Below are 18,715 nucleotides of genomic sequence, written 5' to 3' on the forward strand. Positions count from 1 at the left end.
TCGCCTTCTCTTTGGTTACTTTCTCTTGGCGAGACAAGAGAAAGTGACTCGCCCGCCGGGGCGAGACCCGGCCAACGGCCTAAAAAAAAGAACACTACCCCTCGATCTTCCCCAACCGAGACTCTTTCAACCGAGAAGGCGCCAAAGCTCCAGCCGACTCCAAGATCGGATAAGCAATAGAACAGATATGAGAATTGATCCGCTTCAGATCACTGATCAGATCGATATGCAATGAACTCGTCTCGATGCTCAACGTCGTCCGATCCGACAACCGATCCAGGTGCGTCGTCGCATAAGCCCGCTCCAGATCCCGAAACCGAGCCTTCTCTTCCAGCAGCTTCTGCGCATCCCGAACATTCCCGTTCAGGAACACACTCATCGACAGCCGCAGATTCGCCACCAGCCGCCCATGCAGCTCGACGATCTCCGCCATGCCGGCTTCCGAGAAATTGCGCTGCGGCTTGATCTTCTTGTCCTCCACGTCCTGGATCACCCGCTCGATGATGTCCCCGATCTGCTCCATGTTGATCGTGAAGCTGATGATGTCGGTCCAGCGCCGGCTCTCCTCCTCGCCGAGGGCCTCGCGCGAGATGCGCGTCATGTAGTACTTGATCGCCGAATAGAGCTCGTCCACCGTGTCGTCGAGCTGGCGCAGCTCCTGCGCGAGCTTGAGGTCGTTGCGGCGGATCACGTCGAGCACGCCGATCAGCATCGTCTCCACGATGTCGGCCTGGTGCAGCGCCTCGCGCGCGGCATTGGAGATCGCGAGCGTGGGTGTCGACAGCGCCGAGGGGTCGAGGTGGTGCGGCCGCAGCGAGGCGGTCGAGGGCGCGGGCTCGGGCAGCATGCGCGTCACCAGGTTCGCGACCATCTGCGTGAGGCCGATGAAGCCGACGCTGATGACGATGTTGAAGGCCAGGTGGAACAGCACCACGCCGTGCGTGGGCGTGGGCAATTGCGGCTGCACGTGGCGGATCCAGAGCCCGACGAAGGGCGCGACGATCGCCACGCCCAGGGCCTTGAACAGCAGGTTGCCGATGGTCACCTGCCGCACGGGAATCGCCGACTTGGCGGTGGTCAGCACCGCGAGCAGGCCGCTGCCGAGGTTGGCGCCGAGCACCAGGCCGAGCGCGACGTCCAGCGGCACCACGTTCGAATTGGCCATGGTCGCCACCAGCAGCACCACCGCGAGGCTCGAATAGGCCACGATGGCCAGCACGGCGCCGATGGTGATCTCGAGCAGCACGTCGCTGCTGATCGAGGCCAGCAGCGCGCGCACGGCGGCCGAGGAGAACAGCGGCTCGGTGGCTTCGACCACCAGCTGGAGGGCCAGGAGCATCAGGCCCAGGCCGATGAAGACGCGGCCGACGCGCCCGGCGACCGTGGCCGAGCGGGTGATGAACAGCACCACGCCCACGAAGATGAACATCGGCGAGAGCCAGGACAGGTCGGCCGAGAACAGCACCGAGATCAGCGCCGTGCCGACATCGGCGCCGCGCATCACGGCCAGCGCCGCGGGCAGCGTGACCAGGCCCTGGCCGACGAAGGAGGAGGTCATCAGCGAGGTGGCGGTGCTCGATTGCACGAGGGCCGTGACGCCGATGCCCGAGAGGGCGGCCGTGAATCGGTTGCGCATGCTCTGCACGAGGATCTTGCGCAGGTTGGCGCCGAACACGCGAAGAACGCCGGTGCGCACGAGGTGCGTGCCCCACACCAGCAGGGCGACGGCCGCCAGCAGGTTCAGAAGATGCTTCATGGGTGTCGGGCTTGATCCTTTCTTTTCGTTCTGATTCGGTTTTGCGTCGACCCCCCATTCTCCACATGTGGCCGGTGCAGGCCAGCCGAGGCCCTAGTCGATCAACGCGCCGTTGTCGTGGAACGGGTACGGCCCCTCGAAATGCCCGGAAGCCGCGAGGTGCGTGACCAGCCGGCCGGCCGCGGCCGACCAGGCATGCACGCGGAAGCCCGGGGGCTCGAGCGTCCAGGCCGAGGCCGCGTCGGGCGCGAGGTCGAGGCAGACCTGGTGCGCGGGCGCGGGCGCGGTCGAGGCCAGGGTGCCGCCGAAGCGCACGTCGATGGCGCGGTGCAGGTGGCCGCAGATCACGCGTTCCACATTGGGATGACGCGCGATCAGGGCCTCGAGTTCCGCCGCGCCCTCGAGCAGGCCGATCTCGTCCATGTGGCCGATCAGGGTCTGGAACGGCGGATGGTGCATCGCGACCACCACCGGCTCGCGCCGGCTCTCGCCGAGCCGGGCCTCGAGCCAGGCCAGCCGCTTCTCGCACAGCGCGCCATGGCTGGCGCCGGGCACCACGGTGTCGAGCGCGATCAGCCGCAGCGCGCCGACGCGCAGCGTGTACTGCACGAAGCCGTCGGTGTCGTCGCCGCTGCCGAGGTAGGCGTGGCCGGGGAAGCTGCGGCGCAGCTGGTCGCGGTCGTCGTGGTTGCCGGGCATCAGGTGGATGGGGATGCCCCGTGTCTCGAGCGGTGCCAGCAGGCGCGCGAGGTGTTCGTACTCGGCGGCGCGGCCGAAGTCGGTGAGGTCGCCGGTGATCACCACCGCGTCGGGCGCCTGCCGCAGCGCGAGCACCGACTGCACCGCGCGCTCGAGGTAGGGCGCGGTATCGATGCGGCCATAGGCCAGCCGGCCCGGCTCGCGGATGTGCAGGTCGGTGAGCTGGACCAGGAAGGTGTCGTGGGTCGTGGCGGTCATGCGCGGGTGTCCTGCGGGCTCATCAATCGGTCGGGGTGGATGCGAAGGGCGACGGCATCGCCGATGCCGTAGGGCGTGTCGCGCGCGGTGTCGGCCAGGAGCATCTGCGGCTGGTCGGGCACGCGCAGCTGCAGCTGCACGCGGTCGCCGAGGAAGGTGCGGCGCTCGACCGTGGCCGTGCCCCAACCGGGGCGCGCGGGCTGCGCGGGGCCGACCTCGATGTCCTCGGGGCGCACCAGCAGCAGCGCGCGGTCGCGCCAGGCGCCGGGGCAGGGCAGGGCGCTGCCGCCGAGCCGCACGACATCGTCGCGCAGCGCCTCGGGCGTGCGCTGCAGCCGGTTCACGCGGCCGAGGAATTCGGCCACGAAGGGGTGGGAGGGCGCGCGGTAGAGGTCCTCGCCGCGGCCCACCTGCACGATGCGGCCGGCCTGCATCACGGCGAGCCGGTCGGCGATGGCCAGCGCCTCCTGCTGGTCGTGCGTGACGTGCACGGCGGTGATGTGCAGCCGCCGCAGCAGCTCGGCGAGTTCGTCGCGCAGCGACTCCTTGAGTTTGGCGTCGAGCGCGGCCAGCGGCTCGTCGAGCAGCAGCACGCGCGGGCGCACCGCCACGGCGCGCGCGAGCGCCACGCGCTGGCGCTGGCCGCCCGAGAGCTCGGCCGGGCGCTTGTTCTCGAGGCCGCCCAGGCGCACCAGGTCGACCAGCTCGCCGACGGCGCGCTTCTCCTCGGCCGGCGCCACGCCGCGGATGCGCAGGCCATAGCCGATGTTGGCCGCCACCGTCATCTGCGGGAACAGCGCGTAGCTCTGGAACACCATGCCCACGCCGCGCTGCTCGACCGGGCGCTGCGTCACGTCCTGGCCGCCGAAGGCGATGCGGCTGCCGGCATCGGGCGTTTCCAGGCCCGCGATCAACCGCAGCAGCGTGGTCTTGCCGCAGCCCGAGGGGCCGAGCAGCGCCAGCACCTCGCCGGCCTCCACCTGGAGGTCGGTGGGCTGCAGGCCGCGCGTGCCGTCGGCATAGGTCTTGGCGCAGTGGGCGATGTCGATGGGGACGCGTTCAAGTTCCATGGCGTTTCTGGATCAGGTGAGCGAGGTATTGCAGGCCCCACAGCACGGGGAGGATGACGGCGAAGAAGACCAGCGTGTAGGCCGAGCCGATCTCGATGCGCATCGAGGCATAGCTGTCGGCCAGGCCCACGGGCAGGGTGCGCGTGAGCGGGGTGTGCAGCATCCAGGTGAGGTTGAACTCGCCCACCGAGAGCGTGAACACCATCAGGCTGCCGGCCACGATGGCGGGGAACACGGCCGGCACCAGGATGCCCATGAAGCGCTGGCGGAAGCCCGCGCCCAGCGTGCGCGCGGCCTCCTCGAGCGCGAGCAGCTCGTGGCGCTGGAAGGCCGAGCTCACGGTGCGCACCATGAAGGGCAGCGTGAACACGACGTGGCCGACCAGGATGAAGGCGAAGCTCTGGCGGAAGGCCGTGAGCTGGCCGTAGGCGAGGATCAGCGCGAGCGCGGTCGCCAGCCCCGGCACCGCGACCGGCAGGGTCAGCAGTTCCTCGAAGACGTGGGCCGCGCGCGAGCGGCTGCGCGCCAGCGCATAGGCGCAGGGCACGCCGAGCAGCACGGTGCAGGCGACGCAGGCCGCGGCCAGCGCGAGCGACCAGCCGACGGTGCCGCCGTAGTTCTCCCACACCTCGCCGAGCCAGCGCAGGGTGAGGCCGCTCTTCAGGCCGGTGCTGTAGTTGTTGACCAGGCCGGCCATCACCGACAGCAGCATCGGCGCGATCATGAACAGGCTCACGACCAGCGTGATCGCGAGCAGGAAGGGGGCCTGGGGCCGGGTGTTGGTTCGCATGAGGGCCTCAGCGCGCGACGGGGTTCGCGCCGAAGCGGCGCGCGGCGAACAGCACCAGCCAGGTCACGAGGCCGAGCGCGATCGACAGCGAGGCCGCGAGCGCGAAGTTCGCGTAGTTGGTGAACTCGTTGTAGATGGTGATCGGGATCACCTCGAACTTGCTCGCGAGCGTGAAGGCGGTGCCGAAGGCGCCCATCGAGGTCGCGAACAGGATCGCGCCGCAGGCCAGGGTGGTGGGCGCGAGCTCGGGCATCCACACGTCGCGCGCCACGCGCAGCCGCGAGGCGCCGAGCGAGCGAGCGGCTTCCTCGAGCTGCAGGTTCATGGCCTCGGCCGCGGCCGCGTAGGTGGCGATGGCGCGCGGCAGCGAGAAATACAGGTAGGCCAGGAACAGCCCGAGCAGGCCGTAGGCGAAGGTGATGCGCTCGCCGATCAGGGCGTCGCTCAGGCTCGCCACCACGCCCTGGCGGCCGCCGAGCAGGATCACGAAGAAGCCGATGATCACGCCCGGAAAGGACAGCGGCAAGGTGAGCAGCGACAGCAGCACACGCCGGCCCCAGAAGGCATGGCGCGCGAGGTAGATGCCCACCGCCGCGCCGAGCACCAGCGTGGCCAGCGTGACCGCCGCCGACAGCAGCACGGTGTTGGCCATGCTCTGCAGGTAGCGCGCGTCGGTCAGCACGGCGAAGTAGGTGGCCCAGCCCTTGTCGGCGGGCAGCGCGAGCAGCCGCACCACCGGCAGCAGCCAGAAGGCCGCGAAGAAGGCGGCCGCGGGCAGGGCGCAGGCCAGCAGCCGCCAGCGCGGGGTCCAGGCGCCGGAGGCGCCGTCCGAAGGCATGGTGGCGGTGGCCTGCGTCATCTCATGCGGTGCGGCTCAGCGCACTTCCTTCTGGTACTCGTCGGAGAAGGCGCGCTGCGCCGCGGCCATGCGGCCGTAGTCCACGCTCTTGGCGCGCGCGTAGTCGCTCGCGGGCAGGAACTGGGCCTCGATCTCCTTGGGCATCGCGCCGGCGCGCACCGGGCGCAGGTAGGCCTTGGCCCAGATCGCCTGGCCCTCGTCGGACAGCGTGAAGTCCAGCACCTTCTTCGCGTCGGCCGCGTGCGGCGCCTTGGCCACCAGGCTCATCACGTAGGGCACGGCCAGCGTGCCTTCGCTCGGGATCACGAAGGCGACGTTGGCCTTGTCCTTGTACTTGGCGCGGTAGGCGTTGAAGTCGTAGTCGAGCAGGATCGCGATCTCGCCCGAGAGCACGCGCGCGTACGAGGTCTGCTTGGGCACGATCGGCTCGTTCTTCTGCAGCGCCTTGAAGTAATCGATGGCCGGCTTGAAGTTGTCGAGCGTGCCGCCGCGCGCCTCGTTCACCGCGACCGCGCCGACATAGCCGACGAAGGCCGAGGCCGGGTCGAGGTAGCCGATCAGGCCCTTGTACTCGGGCTTGAGCAGGTCGGCCCACGACTTGGGGACCGGCTTGCCCTTGAGCGCGTCGACGTTGACCATGAAGCCCAGCGTGCCCGAGTGGATGGTGAACCAGTTGCCCGCGGGGTCCTTGAGGCCGTCGGGGATGTCCTTCCAGGCGGCCGGCTTGTAGGGCTCGACCAGGCCGTCCTTGGCGGCCTGCACCGCGAAGGTCACGCCGAGGTAGGTGACGTCGGCCACCGGGCTGGCCTTCTCGGCCGCCATCTGCGCGAGCGACTGGCCCGAGTTCTTGTTGTCGGGCGGCACGGTGATGCCGGTCCTGGCCTTGATGGCCTTCAGCTGGGTGCCCCAGTCGGCCCATTCGGTCGGGCAGTTGTAACAGATGGCGGTCTGCGCGAAGGCGGCGCTGCCGCCGACGAGCGCGGCGGCGAGCAGGCCGAGGCGCGCGATGTGGCGCAAGGAAGAGGACATGGGAGAAGCTCCTGTGGCGGGGTGGGTTGAAGCGGTCGGGAGAAAAGGGGCGTCAGGCGATGTCGCCCGGGTCGCCGTCGGGCGCGGCGGCGCACGATTCGCCGTCGCGGAACACGTGGGGCAGCAGCAGGCTGGCATCGGCGTCGAGTGCGCCGCCGCCGGCCATGGCCTGGATCAGCAGCTCGACGCCGTGGCGGCCGATGTCGCTGTTGGGCTGCGCGATGGTGCTGAGCGCGGGCGTGAGGTCCTCGCCGAGCGCGATGCCGTCGAAGCCGATCACGCTGAGGTCGGCGGGCACGGCCAGGCCGCTGCGGTGCGCGGCGCGGATGCTGCGGATGGCCAGCAGGTCGTTCGAGCAGACCAGCGCGCTGGGCCGGTGGCGCAGTTGCAGCAGCCGCGCGAGCCGGTCGACCGCGCTCTCGACGAAGGGCACCTCGACCAGCGGCTGCGGCTTGAGGCCCGCATCGGCCATGCCTTTCTGGTAGCCGCGGTAGCGCTGCTGGGCGCGGTCGGAGGCCGCCAGCGTGCCGCTGACCATCGCGATGCGCCGGTGGCCCAGCAGCACCAGCCGCGCCACCGCATCGGCGACGGCGGCCTCGTTGTCGACCGTGACGCAGGGATGCGCGGGATGGCGGTTGTAGGCCAGCACGTAGGGCACGCGCTGGGCGCGCAGCCGCTCGAGCGCCTTCGAGGTCGAGGGGTTGGAGACCACGAGGATCAGCCCGTCGACATTGCCGGCCAAGAGCATGTGGACCGCGCGCTCCTCCTCGTCGAGCTTGTAGCCGGTGGTGACCGGGATGATCGCGTAGCCGCCGGCCACGGCCGCCTGCGCGATGCCCTGCAGGCATTCGGCGAAGGTGGGGTTCAGCAGCGTGGGCAACACCACGCCGAGCACGCGGCTGCGCTGGGTGCGCAGGGTGCGGGCGCTGGCGTTCGGCAGGTAGTTGAGCTCGCGCGCCGCGCGCTCGACCAGGTCGCGCGTGGCGCCGCTGACCTTGTCGGGGAAATTGAAGACGCGCGAGACGGTGGCGACGGAAACGCCGGCCTTGGCCGCGACTGCTTGGATGCTCATCGGTGGGTGCTATGTAATCGATTACATTGGACCGCGGCAGTATGACCCCGCCATGACAGCGCGGGATCGATGAAAACCCGTGCGCCCCGAATGCGCGAAGGGCGCGCCGGGAATCCCGGCGCGCCCTTCGAGGGAGCAAAAAAGACGGTGGGCCGCTACTTGCCGCGCCGCACCCTTCGGATCTCGTCGAGGATCAGGCAGATCGCGCCGAGCGTGATCGTGCTGTCGGCCGCGTTGAAGGCCGGGAAGTACCAGCCGCCCGCGTGGAAGCTCAGGAAGTCCACCACGTAGCCGTGCATCATCCGGTCGACCACGTTGCCGATGGCGCCGCCCAGGATGCAGGCCATGGAGAACGAGAACAGCTTCTGGCCCGCGTGCGACTTCAGCATCCAGACGATGAACACGGCCGCCGCCACGCCGATGCCGGTGAACAGCCAGCGCTGCCAGCCCGAATGGTCGGCCAGGAACGAGAAGGCCGCGCCCGTGTTGTGCGCGCGCACGACGTTGAAGAAGCTGGTGACGTAGGTGGCGTCGCCGAGCTTGTAGTAGCCGAGGATCAGCGTCTTGGTGAACTGGTCGATGATCACGATGATCAGCGCCAGCGCGAGCCAGGGCCAGATGCCGGTGCCGCGCGAACGCGAGGCCGAGACGGTGCGGGTGGCGGCCATCAGGCGAAGCTCCTCGATTCGCCGGCGCCGAACAGGTTGCTGGTGCAGCGACCGCAGATCGTCGGATGGGCCGGATCGTGGCCCACGTCCTCGCGGTAATGCCAGCAGCGCTCGCATTTCTGCGCCGTGCTCGGCGCGACCGCCGTGGCCAGCGCCTCGCCCGCGGCCAGCTCGATCGCCGAGGCGATGAAGACGAACTTCAGGTCCTCGCCGAGCGAACCCAGCAGCGCGAAGTCCTCGGCCGGCGCCGTCACGCGCAGGTTGGCCTGCAGCGAGGAGCCGACCTTGCCGTCGGCGCGCACCGTTTCGATCTCCTTGTTGACCGCGTCGCGGATCTCGCGGATGCGGCCCCACTTGGCGAGCAAGGCCTCGTCGGGCGCGTCGAAGCGGCTGTAGGTCTGGGTGAAGATCGAGTCGCCGGCCTGGCCGGTGCCGACGAACTTCCAGGCCTCCTCGGCCGTGAAGCTCAGGAACGGCGCCATCCAGCGCAGCATCGCCTGCGCGATGTGCCACAGCGCGGTCTGCGCGCTGCGGCGCGCGCGCGAGCCGGGCGCGGTGGTGTAGAGGCGGTCTTTCAGGATGTCGAGGTAGAAGCCGCCGAGGTCTTCCGAGCAGTAGATCTGCAGCTTGGCGACCACCGGGTGGAACTCGTACACCTTGTAGTGCGCGAGGATCTCGTCCTGGAACTGCGCGGCGCGCGCGAGCGCGTAGCGGTCGATCTCGAACAGCTCCGACAGGGGCAGCGCGTCCTTCGCGACGTCGAAGTCGCTGGTGTTGGCCAGCAGGAAGCGCAGCGTGTTGCGGATGCGGCGGTAGGCGTCGACCACGCGCGCGAGGATCTTGTCGTCGCCCGCGATGTCGCCCGAATAGTCGCTCGCGGCCACCCACAGGCGGATGATCTCCGAGCCCAGCTTGTTGCTGATCTCCTGCGGATCGATGCCGTTCTTGAGCGACTTGCTCATCTTGATGCCCTTGGCATCGACGGTGAAGCCGTGCGTGAGCAGGCCCTTGTAGGGCGCGCGGTCTTCGAGCGCGCAGGCCAGCAGCAACGACGAGTGGAACCAGCCGCGATGCTGGTCGTGGCCTTCGAGGTAGAGGTCGGCCTCGGGGCCGGTCTCGTGGTGCACCGTGGGGTGCGTGCCGCGCAGCACGTGATAGAAGGTCGAGCCCGAGTCGAACCACACCTCGAGGATGTCGGTGCTCTTGGTGTAGCTCGGCGCGTCCTCGGCGCCCAGGATCTCTTCGACCGTGACGCGGCTCCAGGCCTCGATGCCGCCCTTCTCGACGATGTCGGCGGCCTGGTCGAGGATCTCCATCGTGCGCGGATGCAGCTCGCCCGAGTCCTTGTGCAGGAAGAACGGGATCGGCACGCCCCAGCTGCGCTGGCGGCTGATGCACCAGTCGGGCCGGCCGGCGATCATGTCGTGCAGGCGGGCCTTGCCGTTCTCCGGATAGAAGCTGGTCTGCTCGATCGCGTCGAGCGCGGTCTGGCGCAGCGTCTTGGGCGCCTTGTCCTTGGTGAACACGCCCTCGCCCTCGTCCATGCGGATGAACCACTGGGCCGCGGCGCGGTAGATCACCGGCGTCTTGTGGCGCCAGCAATGCGGGTAGCTGTGGCTGATGGTCTCGGTGGTCAGCAGGCGGTTGGCATCGCGCAGCGCGGCGATGATCACCGGCACGGCCTTCCAGATGTTCTGGCCGCCGAACAGCGGGAAATCGGGCGCGTAGCTGCCGTTGCCCTGCACCGGGTTCAGGATGTCGTCGTAGGCCACGCCATGGGCGACGCAGGAGTTGAAGTCGTCCAGGCCGTAGGCGGGCGAGGAGTGGACCAGGCCGGTGCCATCGGTGGCGGTGGCGTAGTCGGCCAGGTAGATCGGCGACAGGCGGCGGTAGCCCGCGTCGACGTCGTACAGCGGATGCTCGAACTCGAGCCCGCCGAGCGCCTCGCCCTTGACGGTGGCGATCACCTTGCCGTCGAGCGCATAGCGCGTCATGCACATCTCGACCAGCGAGGCGGCCAGGATCAGCAGGCCGCGCTCGGTGTCGACCAGCGCGTACTCGAGCTCGGGGTTGAGGTTGATCGCCTGGTTGGCCGGGATGGTCCAGGCGGTGGTGGTCCAGATGACGGCGAAGACGTCGCCCAGCGCATCGGGCCGGCCGAAGGCGGCGAGCACCTTCTCGCGCTCGTGCGCCTTGAAGGCCACGTCGATGGTCTGGCTCTTCTTGTCGGCGTACTCGATCTCGAACTCGGCCAGCGAGGAACCGCAGTCGAAGCACCAGTAGACCGGCTTCAGGCCGCGGTAGACGAAGCCGCGCTCGATCACGCGCTTGAACGCGCGCAGTTCGCCGGCCTCGTTGGCGAAGTCCATGGTCTTGTAGGGATGGTCCCATTCGCCCAGCACGCCCAGGCGCTGGAAGTCGGCCATCTGCTGGGCGATCTGCTCGGTGGCGTAGGCGCGGCTCTTGGCCTGCATCTCGTCGCGGCTCAGGTTGCGGCCGTACTGCTTCTCGATGGCGTTCTCGATCGGCAGGCCGTGGCAGTCCCAGCCCGGCACGTAGAGCGCGTCGTAGCCCTCGAGCTGGCGCGCCTTGGTGATCATGTCCTTGAGGATCTTGTTCACCGCGTGGCCCATGTGGATCTGGCCGTTGGCGTAGGGCGGGCCGTCGTGCAGGATGAACTTGGGCGCGCCGCGGCGGGCCAGGCGCAGGCGGTGGTAGGTGCCGTGCTCGGCGTCGTTCCATTCCTTGACCCAGCCCGGTTCGCGCTTGGGCAGGTCGCCGCGCATCGGGAAGGGGGTGTCGGGCAGGTTCAGCGTGGAACGGTAATCGGTGGGGGCGGCAGCGTCAGACATGTTGGGGGTGCGAAACAGTGGGCTTCGACAGGCTCAGCCCGAACGGCACAAAGGGCGTCGGTGCGGAAGAAAAGCCGTTCGCCCTGAGCTTGTCGAAGGGCGGCAGCACGGAGCGTGCAGGGCTAAATTCGATCGCGCGTGGTCTGGCGGTGGGTTTCTGCGTGGGTGGATGCAAAGAAGGCACGCGCGTCGCGTCCATCCTTCGCGATGCCCGCGGTGAGGGCTTCGAGGCTGGTGTAGCGCAATTCGTCGTGCAATTTGTGCAGCAGTTCCACGCGCACGATTTTACCGTAGGCCCCTTCGGCGCCCAGGTGAGAGGGCCACTCGAGGCAATGGGTCTCGAGCAGGACCCGGCCGGCATTGACGTCGTTCGGGTCGAGCGAGGGCCGCACGCCGAGGTTGGCGACGCCGGGCAGCGGCCGCTCGGACAGGCCGTGCACCAGCACCACGAAGATGCCGCTGGCCGCCGGTTTCCAGTGCTTGAAGCGCAGGTTGAGGGTGCGGAAGCCGTCGTCCTGCCCCGGTGCCGAGGCACCGAGCGCGCGGCCCAGCTTGCGCCCGTGCACCACGTGGCCCGAGATGGCGTAGGGCCGGCCCAGCAGGGTCTGGGCGTCGGCCATGCGGCCTTCGGCCAGCGCTTCGCGCACGGCCGAGCTCGACACGCGCAGGCCGTGCACCTCGTAGCTGTTCATGCGCGCGACATCGAAACCGCGCGCATCGCCGGCCGCGTCGAGCATGGCGTAGTCGCCCGCGCGCCTGGCGCCGAAGCGGAAGTCGTCGCCCACCAGCACGTAGCGCGCGCCCAGGCCGTCGACCAGCACGTTCTGGATGAATTCCTCGGGCGACTGCGAGGCGAGCCGGGCATCGAAGGGCAGCACCACGGTCTGCGCGACGCCACAGGCGGCCAGCTCGCCGAGCTTGTCGCGCAGCGTGCCGATGCGTGCCGGCGCGAGTTCGGGCTTCTTCGCGAGCGCGGCGAAATAGTCGCGCGGATGGGGCTCGAAGGTCAGCACGCAGCTCGGCAGGCCGCGCTGCCGCGCCTCGGTCTGCAGGAGCGCCAGCATGGCCTGGTGGCCGCGATGGACGCCGTCGAAATTGCCGATGGTCAAGGCGCAGGCCGGAGCCACGCCCGGGTGCCGGAAGCCGCGGAAAACCTGCATGGGTGAATATCTTTTTGATAGCGCCTGTCGCCCGCCGAATGGGCTCATCAGGCCGTTTTGTCACAAAGCCGGTATATTGTGACGCAGTGCGCCGATCCGCGAGGTCGCCGACGCGCTCCGTGTCCCGGGTCTCTCCGTGTTTCTTTCGTTCTGTCGAGGAGGCGTGTGGTGAAGGTCTTGAAGCTGTCGGCCCAAGGGCTGCCCCAGTCGTGGATTTCGCTCGAACAGGCGGTGATCCACTATGCAGCGGACGAAGTCCGCTGGGAGGCTGGCGGCCAGGTGGCCCTGTTCCGCGGCGGCCACAACGCGATGACGGGCGAGCAGTCGCAGATTGCCGTCAACAGCATCATCGGCACCAAGGGCGTGCCGCGCATCAACCCCTTCACCCAGCGTCCGGGCCTCACCAACAGCAAGCTGTTCGCGCGCGACCGCAACGTCTGCGCCTACTGCGGCGGCCACTTCCACGAAGACGAGCTGACCCGCGAGCACATCATTCCGTTCGCGCAGCGCGGCATCGACACCTGGATGAACGTGGTCACGGCCTGCAAGCCCTGCAACCACCGCAAGAGCAGCCGCACCCCCGAGCAGGCCAACATGCCGCTCTTGTACGCGCCCTACGTGCCCAGCCTCTGGGAGGACTTCATCCTGCGCAACCGCCGCATCCTGGCGGACCAGATGGAGTTCCTGATGGCGCACCTGCCGCAGAGTTCGCGGCTGCACGACAGCTAGCTGGCCGGGTTCAGGCTTTCCAGGCCGGCGGGCGCTTCTCGATGAAGGCCTGCACGCCTTCGAGCGCACTCGCATCCATCATGTTGCAGGCCATCGTCTGGCTGGCATCTTCGAGTGCCGGCGCGATGCCGGTCTCGAGTTGCCGGTAGAACAGCGCCTTGCCGAGCGCCAGCGCGGTGCGCGGCTTGGCGACGATGCTGGCGAGCAGCGCCTCGAGCGCGGCATCGAGCTCGGCCGGCGGCGCCACGCGGTTGACCAGGCCCTTCTCGCGCGCCTCCTCGGCGCCGATGAATTCGCCGGTGACGAGCATCTCGAAGGACTCCTTGCGGCCCAGGTTGCGCGACAGCGTCACGCTCGGCGTGGCGCAGAACAGCCCGACGTTGACGCCGCTGACCGCGAAGCGCGCCTCGCTCGAGGCCACGGCGAGGTCGCACACCGCCACCAGCTGGCAGCCCGCGGCCGTCGCGATGCCGTGCACGCGCGCGATGACGGGCACCGGCAGCCGCTGCAGCGACAGCATCATCTCGCCGCAGCGCGCGAACAGGCGCTGGTAGTAGTCGAGCGCGGGCGCGGCGCGCATTTCCTTCAGATCGTGGCCGGCGCAGAAGGCCTTGCCGGCACCCGCGATCACGACGGCACGCACCGTGGCGTCGGCCGCGATGCCGGCGATGGCGTCCTCGAGAGCGCCCAGCATGCCCTCGGACAGCGCATTGAACGCGCCCGGGCGGTTGAGCGTGAGCGTGACCACGCCGCGGGCGTCGCGGGCCTCGAGCACGAAGGGGGAGCTGTCGTTCATCGCATGCCGCCTTTTCTTCAGTAGGTCAGTTCCAGCACCGTGACATGGCCCTTGACCGCGGGCCAGGTGAGCCCCGTGAGGCGCTCGCCATTGAACTCGCCCGTGACCGCGCGCTGCGGCTCGGAACCCGTCTCGCGCAAGCGCGAGCTCGACACGCCGGCTCCCTTGGGCGGCACCCCTGCCGGCGGGCTCTTGCCGTCGAAGCGCATGGTGTCGCGCTGCGCGTCGAAATAGCCGCGCGGCCGCGTGAAGACGGCGACCGCGTTGGCGCTGCCGTCGGCCGGCACGATCGGGTCGAGCCGCAGGTTCACGAGGCTGCTGCCGCGCGGGAACGGGCTGCGGTAGACGTGGGTGATACTGGCCTGGGTATCGAGCACGAATTCGTAGGCCGCATCGGGGCGCGCGCTGAAGGGGCCCCAGCGGCCATCGGTGCCGATGGTCTTGCGGTGCACGGGCTCGCAGAGCCGCCGGCCGGTGGCCGGATCGACCGCGTAGACCAGCACCTGCGCGCCGGCCAGCGACTGGTTCTCCGCGCCGATCGCGCGGCCGTCGAGCACCACGTTGGCCTCGCGCGCGATCTCCGGGTTGCGCGGCGCCTCGCCGGTGAGGAACTGCCAGGTCGCCGCGAAGGCCGCGGGCGAGAACGAGGTCTCGCGGTGGTCGACCCGCGGCAGCACGATGTTGGTCGCACCCTTGAGCGCCGGGCCGTCGAAGCCGATGTTCGTCGGCTTGCCGGGCGACCCGATCCACAGGCCGTCCGGTTGGGCGTACTTGTCGTTGTTGTCGGAGCGCAGCGTCAGCCACTTCACGCCGGGCGTCACCTCGTCGCCGTTCGGGCCCTTGGGCGCGTTGAGCTGCCGCATGAAGGGCGACAGCCCCGAGAACTCGTTGTTCTCGCGCAGGCCCGGCACGGCCCAGATGCCGTGCGCCGGGTTGCCGCCGAGCACCACGTGGCTGGTGACGGCCGCGCCGCCGCCGTTCTGCACGTAGTTGCGGATGGTGTTGCCGCCGCGCGAGTTGCCGATCAGCACCACCCTGGCCGCGCCGGTGGCGCGCAGCACCTGCTCGACCCGTTCCTTGAGGAAGGCGGCCGATTCCGCGGTGGAACTGCGGCCGGCCTGGGCCACGCCGTCGTCGTCGCGCGCCAGCGGCAGGGACTGGTCGAAGGCGAACAGCCGCTCGCGCGGCCAGCCGTTCGACTCGAAGCGCCAGAGCGTGGTCTGCCACAGCGCGGCCGAGTCGCCGTTGCCGTGCACGAAGACGATGGGCGGGCGGTCGGCGAGCGAGGGCATGGCGGTCGGCGCATTGGCGCAGGCGGTCAACAGGAGGGCGGGGGACGCGAGCAGCCCGGCGAGGACCGGCGGCGCGCCGAGGAGGAGGGTGCGGCGGGATTGCATGGTCGGTCGTTGTGGTTGCGTTGCGGCTGCCGTTCCGAATGAAAAACGCCCGCCGGCGCGAAGGCGGGCGGGCGTTGGATGCTAAGAGAAAAGCACCGTCAGGCGAAGACGCCGGCCGTGTCCTGCATGCGCGCCGACACCTCGCCCAGGTGGTGGAAGCTGTCGCCGAAGCTCATCTCGAGCTGCGTGAGCTTGCGGAAGTAGTGGCTGCCGATGTATTCGTCGGTCACGCCGATGCCGCCATGCAGCTGCACCGAGTTCTGGCCCACGAAGCGCATCGACACGCCGAGCTGGTACTTGGCGCGCGCCAGCGCCTGGCGCCGTTCGGCCGCGGGGGCGTTGAGCTTGAGCGTGGCGTAGTAGCTCATCGAGCGCGCGAGCTCGAGCTGCATCTTCATGTCGGCGACGCGGTGGCGCAGCGCCTGGAAGCTCGAGATGACCACGCCGAACTGCTTGCGCTGGTTCATGTAGTCGACCGTCACGTCCACCGTCTTGTCGAGCACGCCCACCGCTTCGGCGCAGGTGGCGGCGATGCCGACGTCGACCGCGTACTCGAGGGCCGCGAGGCCATCGGCCGTGACCAGCGTGGCGTCGGCCTTGTCGAACACCACCTCGGCGGCGCGGCTGCCGTCCTGCGTGCCGTAGCCGCGCGCTTCCACGCCGCTGGCGCTGCGCTCGACCAGGAACAGGGCGATCTTGCCGTCGGCCTGGGCGGGCACGAGGTAGGCATCGGCCTGGTCGCCGATGGCCACCAGGCTCTTGGCGCCGGTCAGGCTCCAGCCCTCGCCGGCCTTCACGGCCTTGGCTTCGCAGACGTCGAGGCGATAGCGCGCCTTGCGTTCCTGGTAGGCCAGCACCACGATGGCCTCGCCACCCGCGATGCGCGGCAGCCAGGCCTTCTTGAGCGCGTCGCCCGCGTAGCCGCCGAGCACGGCACCCGCGATCAGCGTCTGCGCGAAGGGCTCGAGCACGATGCCGCGGCCCAGTTCTTCCATCACGACCATGCCGGCCACCGGGCCCATGCCCAGGCCGCCGTCGTCCTCGGAAATGTAGAGGCCACCGAGGCCGAGCTCGGCCAGTTCGTCCCAGGCCTCGCGCGAGAAGCCGCCCTTGGCCTCGATGCCGCGGCGGCGCTCGAAGTCATAGCCCTTGTCGACCCATTTGCGGACGGCGTCGCGCAGTTGTTCCTGGTCGTCGGTGAAATTGAAATCCATGTCTTTGTCTCCTCAGCCCAGCACCGTCTGCGCGACGATATTGCGTTGCACTTCGTTCGAGCCGCCGTAGATGGTGGTCTTGCGCATGTTGAAGAAGGTCGACGACAGCGGCGCGAGCGCCGGGTTGCCGCCCGGGAAGTTGCCCTGCCAGCCGGCGGCCATGGCTTCGCGGATCAGCGGCAGCGCATAGGGGCCGCCCGCGAGCATCATCAGTTCGCTGTAGCGCTGCTGGATCTCGCTGCCGCGGATCTTGAGCAGGCCGGCCACGTCGAGCGAGTTCTTGCCCGAGGTGGCGGCCGACAGCACGCGCAGCACCATCATCTCGAGCGCGACGATGTCGACCTCGAGCCTGGCGATCTCGTCGCGGAAGCGCGCGTCGTCGTACACGCCCTCGGTCTTCGCGATGCGCTTGAGGCGCTCGAGCTCGCGCTTGGCGCGGTTGACGTCGGCGATGTTGGTGCGCTCGTGCGAGAGCAGGTGCTTGGCGTAGGTCCAGCCCTTGTTCTCCTCGCCGATCAGGTTCTCGGCCGGCACCTCGACGTTGTCGAAGAACACCTCGTTGACTTCATGGCCGCCGTCGAGCAGCTTGATCGGGCGCACGGTGACGCCGGGCGACTTCATGTCGAGCAGCAGGAAGCTGATGCCGGTCTGGGGCTTGCCCTCGCTGCTGGTGCGCACGAGGTTGAACATCCAGTCGCCGTACTGGCCGAGCGTGGTCCAGGTCTTCTGGCCGTTGACGATGTACTTGTCGCCCTGGCGTTCGGCCTTGGTCTTGAGCGAGGCGAGGTCGGAGCCCGAGCCCGGTTCGCTGTAGCCCTGGCTCCACCAGACCTCGCCGCTGGCGATGCCGGGCAGGAAGCGCTTCTGCTGCTCGGGGTTGCCGAAGGCCATGATGACCGGAGCCACCATCACCGGGCCGAAGGGCACGATGCGCGGCGCGCCGGCCAGCGCGGTTTCTTCCTCGAACAGGTGGCGCTGCACGGCGGTCCAGCCGGGACCGCCGAATTCCTTGGGCCAGCCGTAGCCCAGCCAGCCCTTCTTGCCGAGGATCTTGGCCCAGGTCTGCATATCGTCGCGCGTGAGTTCCAGCGCGTTGTGGACCTTGGTGGAGATTTCCTTGGGAAGGTTTTCTTTGACCCATGCGCGAATCTCTTCGCGGAACTGCTGTTCTTCGGGCGTGAAGCTCAAATCCATGCGTGCCTCGCTGTGTTGATCGTCGGTGCACCGCAGACGCGGCGTGTCTCCGGAGCCACGAGTTTTAGCACGGTCGTGCTGCAAATCGCTGTCCGCGCGGCGACAAGTCTGGGTGCGCGGACCTCGCGCGGCAAGGGGGCGGGCGGGAAAAGGGCGCTTTCACGGGCACGGATAATCCCGCCTCCCATGAAGAACATCGTGATCCTGATCTCCGGCGGCGGCTCCAACATGGAGGCCATCGTGCGCGCCGCGGCGCGCGACCGCTGGGCCGAACGTTTCGGCGCCCGCGTCGCCGCCGTCGTCAGCAACAAGGCGGAGGCGGGCGGCCTGGCGCTGGCCCGGGCGCAGGGCATCGCGACCGCGGTGGTGCCGCACAAGGATTTCGAGAGCCGCGAAGCCTTCGACCAGGCGCTCGCGGTGGCGGTCGACGCGCATGCGCCGGCGCTGGTGGTGCTCGCGGGCTTCATGCGCATCCTGACGCCCGGCTTCGTCGAGCGCTATGCCGGGCGGCTGGTGAACATCCATCCCTCGCTGCTGCCGGCCTTCCCTGGCCTGCACACCCACCAGCGCGCGATCGACGCGGGCTGCAAGGTGGCGGGCGTCACGGTGCACCAGGTCACGACCGAGCTCGACCACGGCCCGATCCTGGCGCAGGCCGTGGTGCCGGTGCTGCCCGACGACACGGCGGCGACGCTCGCGGGCCGGGTGCTCGCCCAGGAGCACCAGTTGTATCCACGCGCCATTGCCCAGTGGCTGATGGATACATCAGGACACAATCCTTAAAGAACTTGTTTATATTCGCGGGTTTTCGGGAGTCGCAGTGAAAACGCAATCGCTACTGTCCACGATCGCCGGTGCCGCCCTGATGGCAGGCTGCGCCGCTCCGGCCCCGCCGCCGCCCGCCGCACCGGCGCCGCCGCCCGCCCCGGTGTTCCAGTGCGGTGCCGACGGTGCCCGTTTCGCCGTGGGTCAGCAGCTCACGCCTCAACTAGAAGCCGCCGCCAGGGTGCGCGCGGGCGCCGGCACGGTGCGCGTGCTCAAGCCCGGCGACGCCGCGACCACCGAGCTCGATGGCGGGCGCCTGAATCTCGACGTCGATGCGCGCAACCGGGTGACGGACGTCCGCTGCGGCTGAGCGGTTCGGCCCGATTTCCCGAACGGACGGCGAACCG

General features: G+C 69.2%; 17 protein-coding genes. 3 read left to right on the top strand and 14 right to left on the bottom strand.

What is annotated here, in order from left to right:
- Positions 1-94: 94 nt before the first annotated feature.
- The 10 genes from AC07PU_RS41800 to AC07PU_RS41845 form a co-directional block, all read right to left on the bottom strand.
- Positions 95-1,756 (bottom strand): Na/Pi cotransporter family protein, encoded by a 1,662-nt coding sequence (locus AC07PU_RS41800; RefSeq protein ID WP_093355764.1) that lies wholly within the window; start codon positions 1,754-1,756, stop codon positions 95-97.
- 93 nt (positions 1,757-1,849) lie between these two features.
- Complete coding sequence (locus tag AC07PU_RS41805) at positions 1,850-2,713, bottom strand: phosphodiesterase (protein WP_495323606.1); 864 nt, start codon at positions 2,711-2,713, stop codon at positions 1,850-1,852.
- Complete coding sequence (locus AC07PU_RS41810) at positions 2,710-3,783, bottom strand: ABC transporter ATP-binding protein (RefSeq protein ID WP_495323607.1); 1,074 nt, start codon at positions 3,781-3,783, stop codon at positions 2,710-2,712. Before AC07PU_RS41810 ends, AC07PU_RS41805 begins: the two co-directional genes overlap by 4 nt.
- Entirely contained in the window at positions 3,773-4,573 is an 801-nt protein-coding gene (locus tag AC07PU_RS41815) for an ABC transporter permease (protein ID WP_495323608.1), read from the bottom strand. The genes AC07PU_RS41810 and AC07PU_RS41815 overlap by 11 nt, the downstream gene beginning before the upstream one ends.
- 7 nt (positions 4,574-4,580) lie before the next feature.
- Positions 4,581-5,432, bottom strand: a complete 852-nt coding sequence (locus AC07PU_RS41820) for an ABC transporter permease (protein WP_398500335.1) — start codon at positions 5,430-5,432, stop codon at positions 4,581-4,583.
- 15 nt (positions 5,433-5,447) lie between these two features.
- Positions 5,448-6,461, bottom strand: coding sequence for an ABC transporter substrate-binding protein (locus tag AC07PU_RS41825; RefSeq protein ID WP_495323609.1), 1,014 nt, complete (start codon positions 6,459-6,461; stop codon positions 5,448-5,450).
- Positions 6,462-6,513: 52 nt separating this feature from the next.
- Positions 6,514-7,533 carry a LacI family DNA-binding transcriptional regulator gene (locus tag AC07PU_RS41830; protein WP_208509159.1) on the bottom strand — a complete coding sequence of 340 codons (1,020 nt, stop codon included), beginning with the start codon at positions 7,531-7,533 and terminating at the stop codon, positions 6,514-6,516.
- 155 nt (positions 7,534-7,688) lie between these two features.
- Entirely contained in the window at positions 7,689-8,201 is a 513-nt protein-coding gene (gene lspA, locus AC07PU_RS41835) for a signal peptidase II (RefSeq protein ID WP_495323610.1), read from the bottom strand.
- The gene (ileS, locus tag AC07PU_RS41840; RefSeq protein WP_495323611.1) at positions 8,201-11,053 is read right to left on the bottom strand and encodes an isoleucine--tRNA ligase; all 2,853 of its coding nucleotides are present in this window, start codon (positions 11,051-11,053) and stop codon (positions 8,201-8,203) included. The genes lspA and ileS overlap by 1 nt, the downstream gene beginning before the upstream one ends.
- Positions 11,054-11,175: 122 nt before the next feature.
- Positions 11,176-12,213, bottom strand: coding sequence for a bifunctional riboflavin kinase/FAD synthetase (locus tag AC07PU_RS41845; RefSeq protein WP_203204731.1), 1,038 nt, complete (start codon positions 12,211-12,213; stop codon positions 11,176-11,178).
- Positions 12,214-12,381: 168 nt separating this feature from the next.
- On the opposite strand from AC07PU_RS41845, the gene AC07PU_RS41850 reads away from it, so the two are divergent.
- Positions 12,382-12,942 carry an HNH endonuclease gene (locus tag AC07PU_RS41850; RefSeq protein WP_057595044.1) on the top strand — a complete coding sequence of 187 codons (561 nt, stop codon included), beginning with the start codon at positions 12,382-12,384 and terminating at the stop codon, positions 12,940-12,942.
- A gap of 10 nt (positions 12,943-12,952) precedes the next feature.
- Here AC07PU_RS41850 and AC07PU_RS41855 read toward each other — a convergent pair whose 3' ends face one another.
- The 4 genes from AC07PU_RS41855 to AC07PU_RS41870 form a co-directional block, all read right to left on the bottom strand.
- Positions 12,953-13,738 carry an enoyl-CoA hydratase gene (locus tag AC07PU_RS41855; protein ID WP_495323612.1) on the bottom strand — a complete coding sequence of 262 codons (786 nt, stop codon included), beginning with the start codon at positions 13,736-13,738 and terminating at the stop codon, positions 12,953-12,955.
- A gap of 17 nt (positions 13,739-13,755) precedes the next feature.
- Complete coding sequence (locus tag AC07PU_RS41860) at positions 13,756-15,135, bottom strand: alpha/beta fold hydrolase (RefSeq protein ID WP_495323613.1); 1,380 nt, start codon at positions 15,133-15,135, stop codon at positions 13,756-13,758.
- 98 nt (positions 15,136-15,233) lie between these two features.
- Positions 15,234-16,349 carry an acyl-CoA dehydrogenase family protein gene (locus AC07PU_RS41865; protein ID WP_208509155.1) on the bottom strand — a complete coding sequence of 372 codons (1,116 nt, stop codon included), beginning with the start codon at positions 16,347-16,349 and terminating at the stop codon, positions 15,234-15,236.
- A 12-nt stretch (positions 16,350-16,361) separates the two neighbouring features.
- Positions 16,362-17,543 (bottom strand): acyl-CoA dehydrogenase family protein, encoded by a 1,182-nt coding sequence (locus AC07PU_RS41870; protein WP_203204735.1) that lies wholly within the window; start codon positions 17,541-17,543, stop codon positions 16,362-16,364.
- A gap of 186 nt (positions 17,544-17,729) precedes the next feature.
- Here AC07PU_RS41870 and purN point away from each other — a divergent pair, with 186 nt between their 5' ends.
- A complete protein-coding gene (purN, locus tag AC07PU_RS41875) occupies positions 17,730-18,326 on the top strand; it encodes a phosphoribosylglycinamide formyltransferase (RefSeq protein WP_495323614.1) in 597 nt (198 codons plus the stop codon).
- Positions 18,327-18,363: 37 nt separating this feature from the next.
- Positions 18,364-18,678 (top strand): I78 family peptidase inhibitor, encoded by a 315-nt coding sequence (locus AC07PU_RS41880; RefSeq protein WP_093355727.1) that lies wholly within the window; start codon positions 18,364-18,366, stop codon positions 18,676-18,678.
- Positions 18,679-18,715 lie beyond the last annotated feature (37 nt).

This window comes from Variovorax sp. GW821-FHT10D07, from assembly GCF_059415325.1.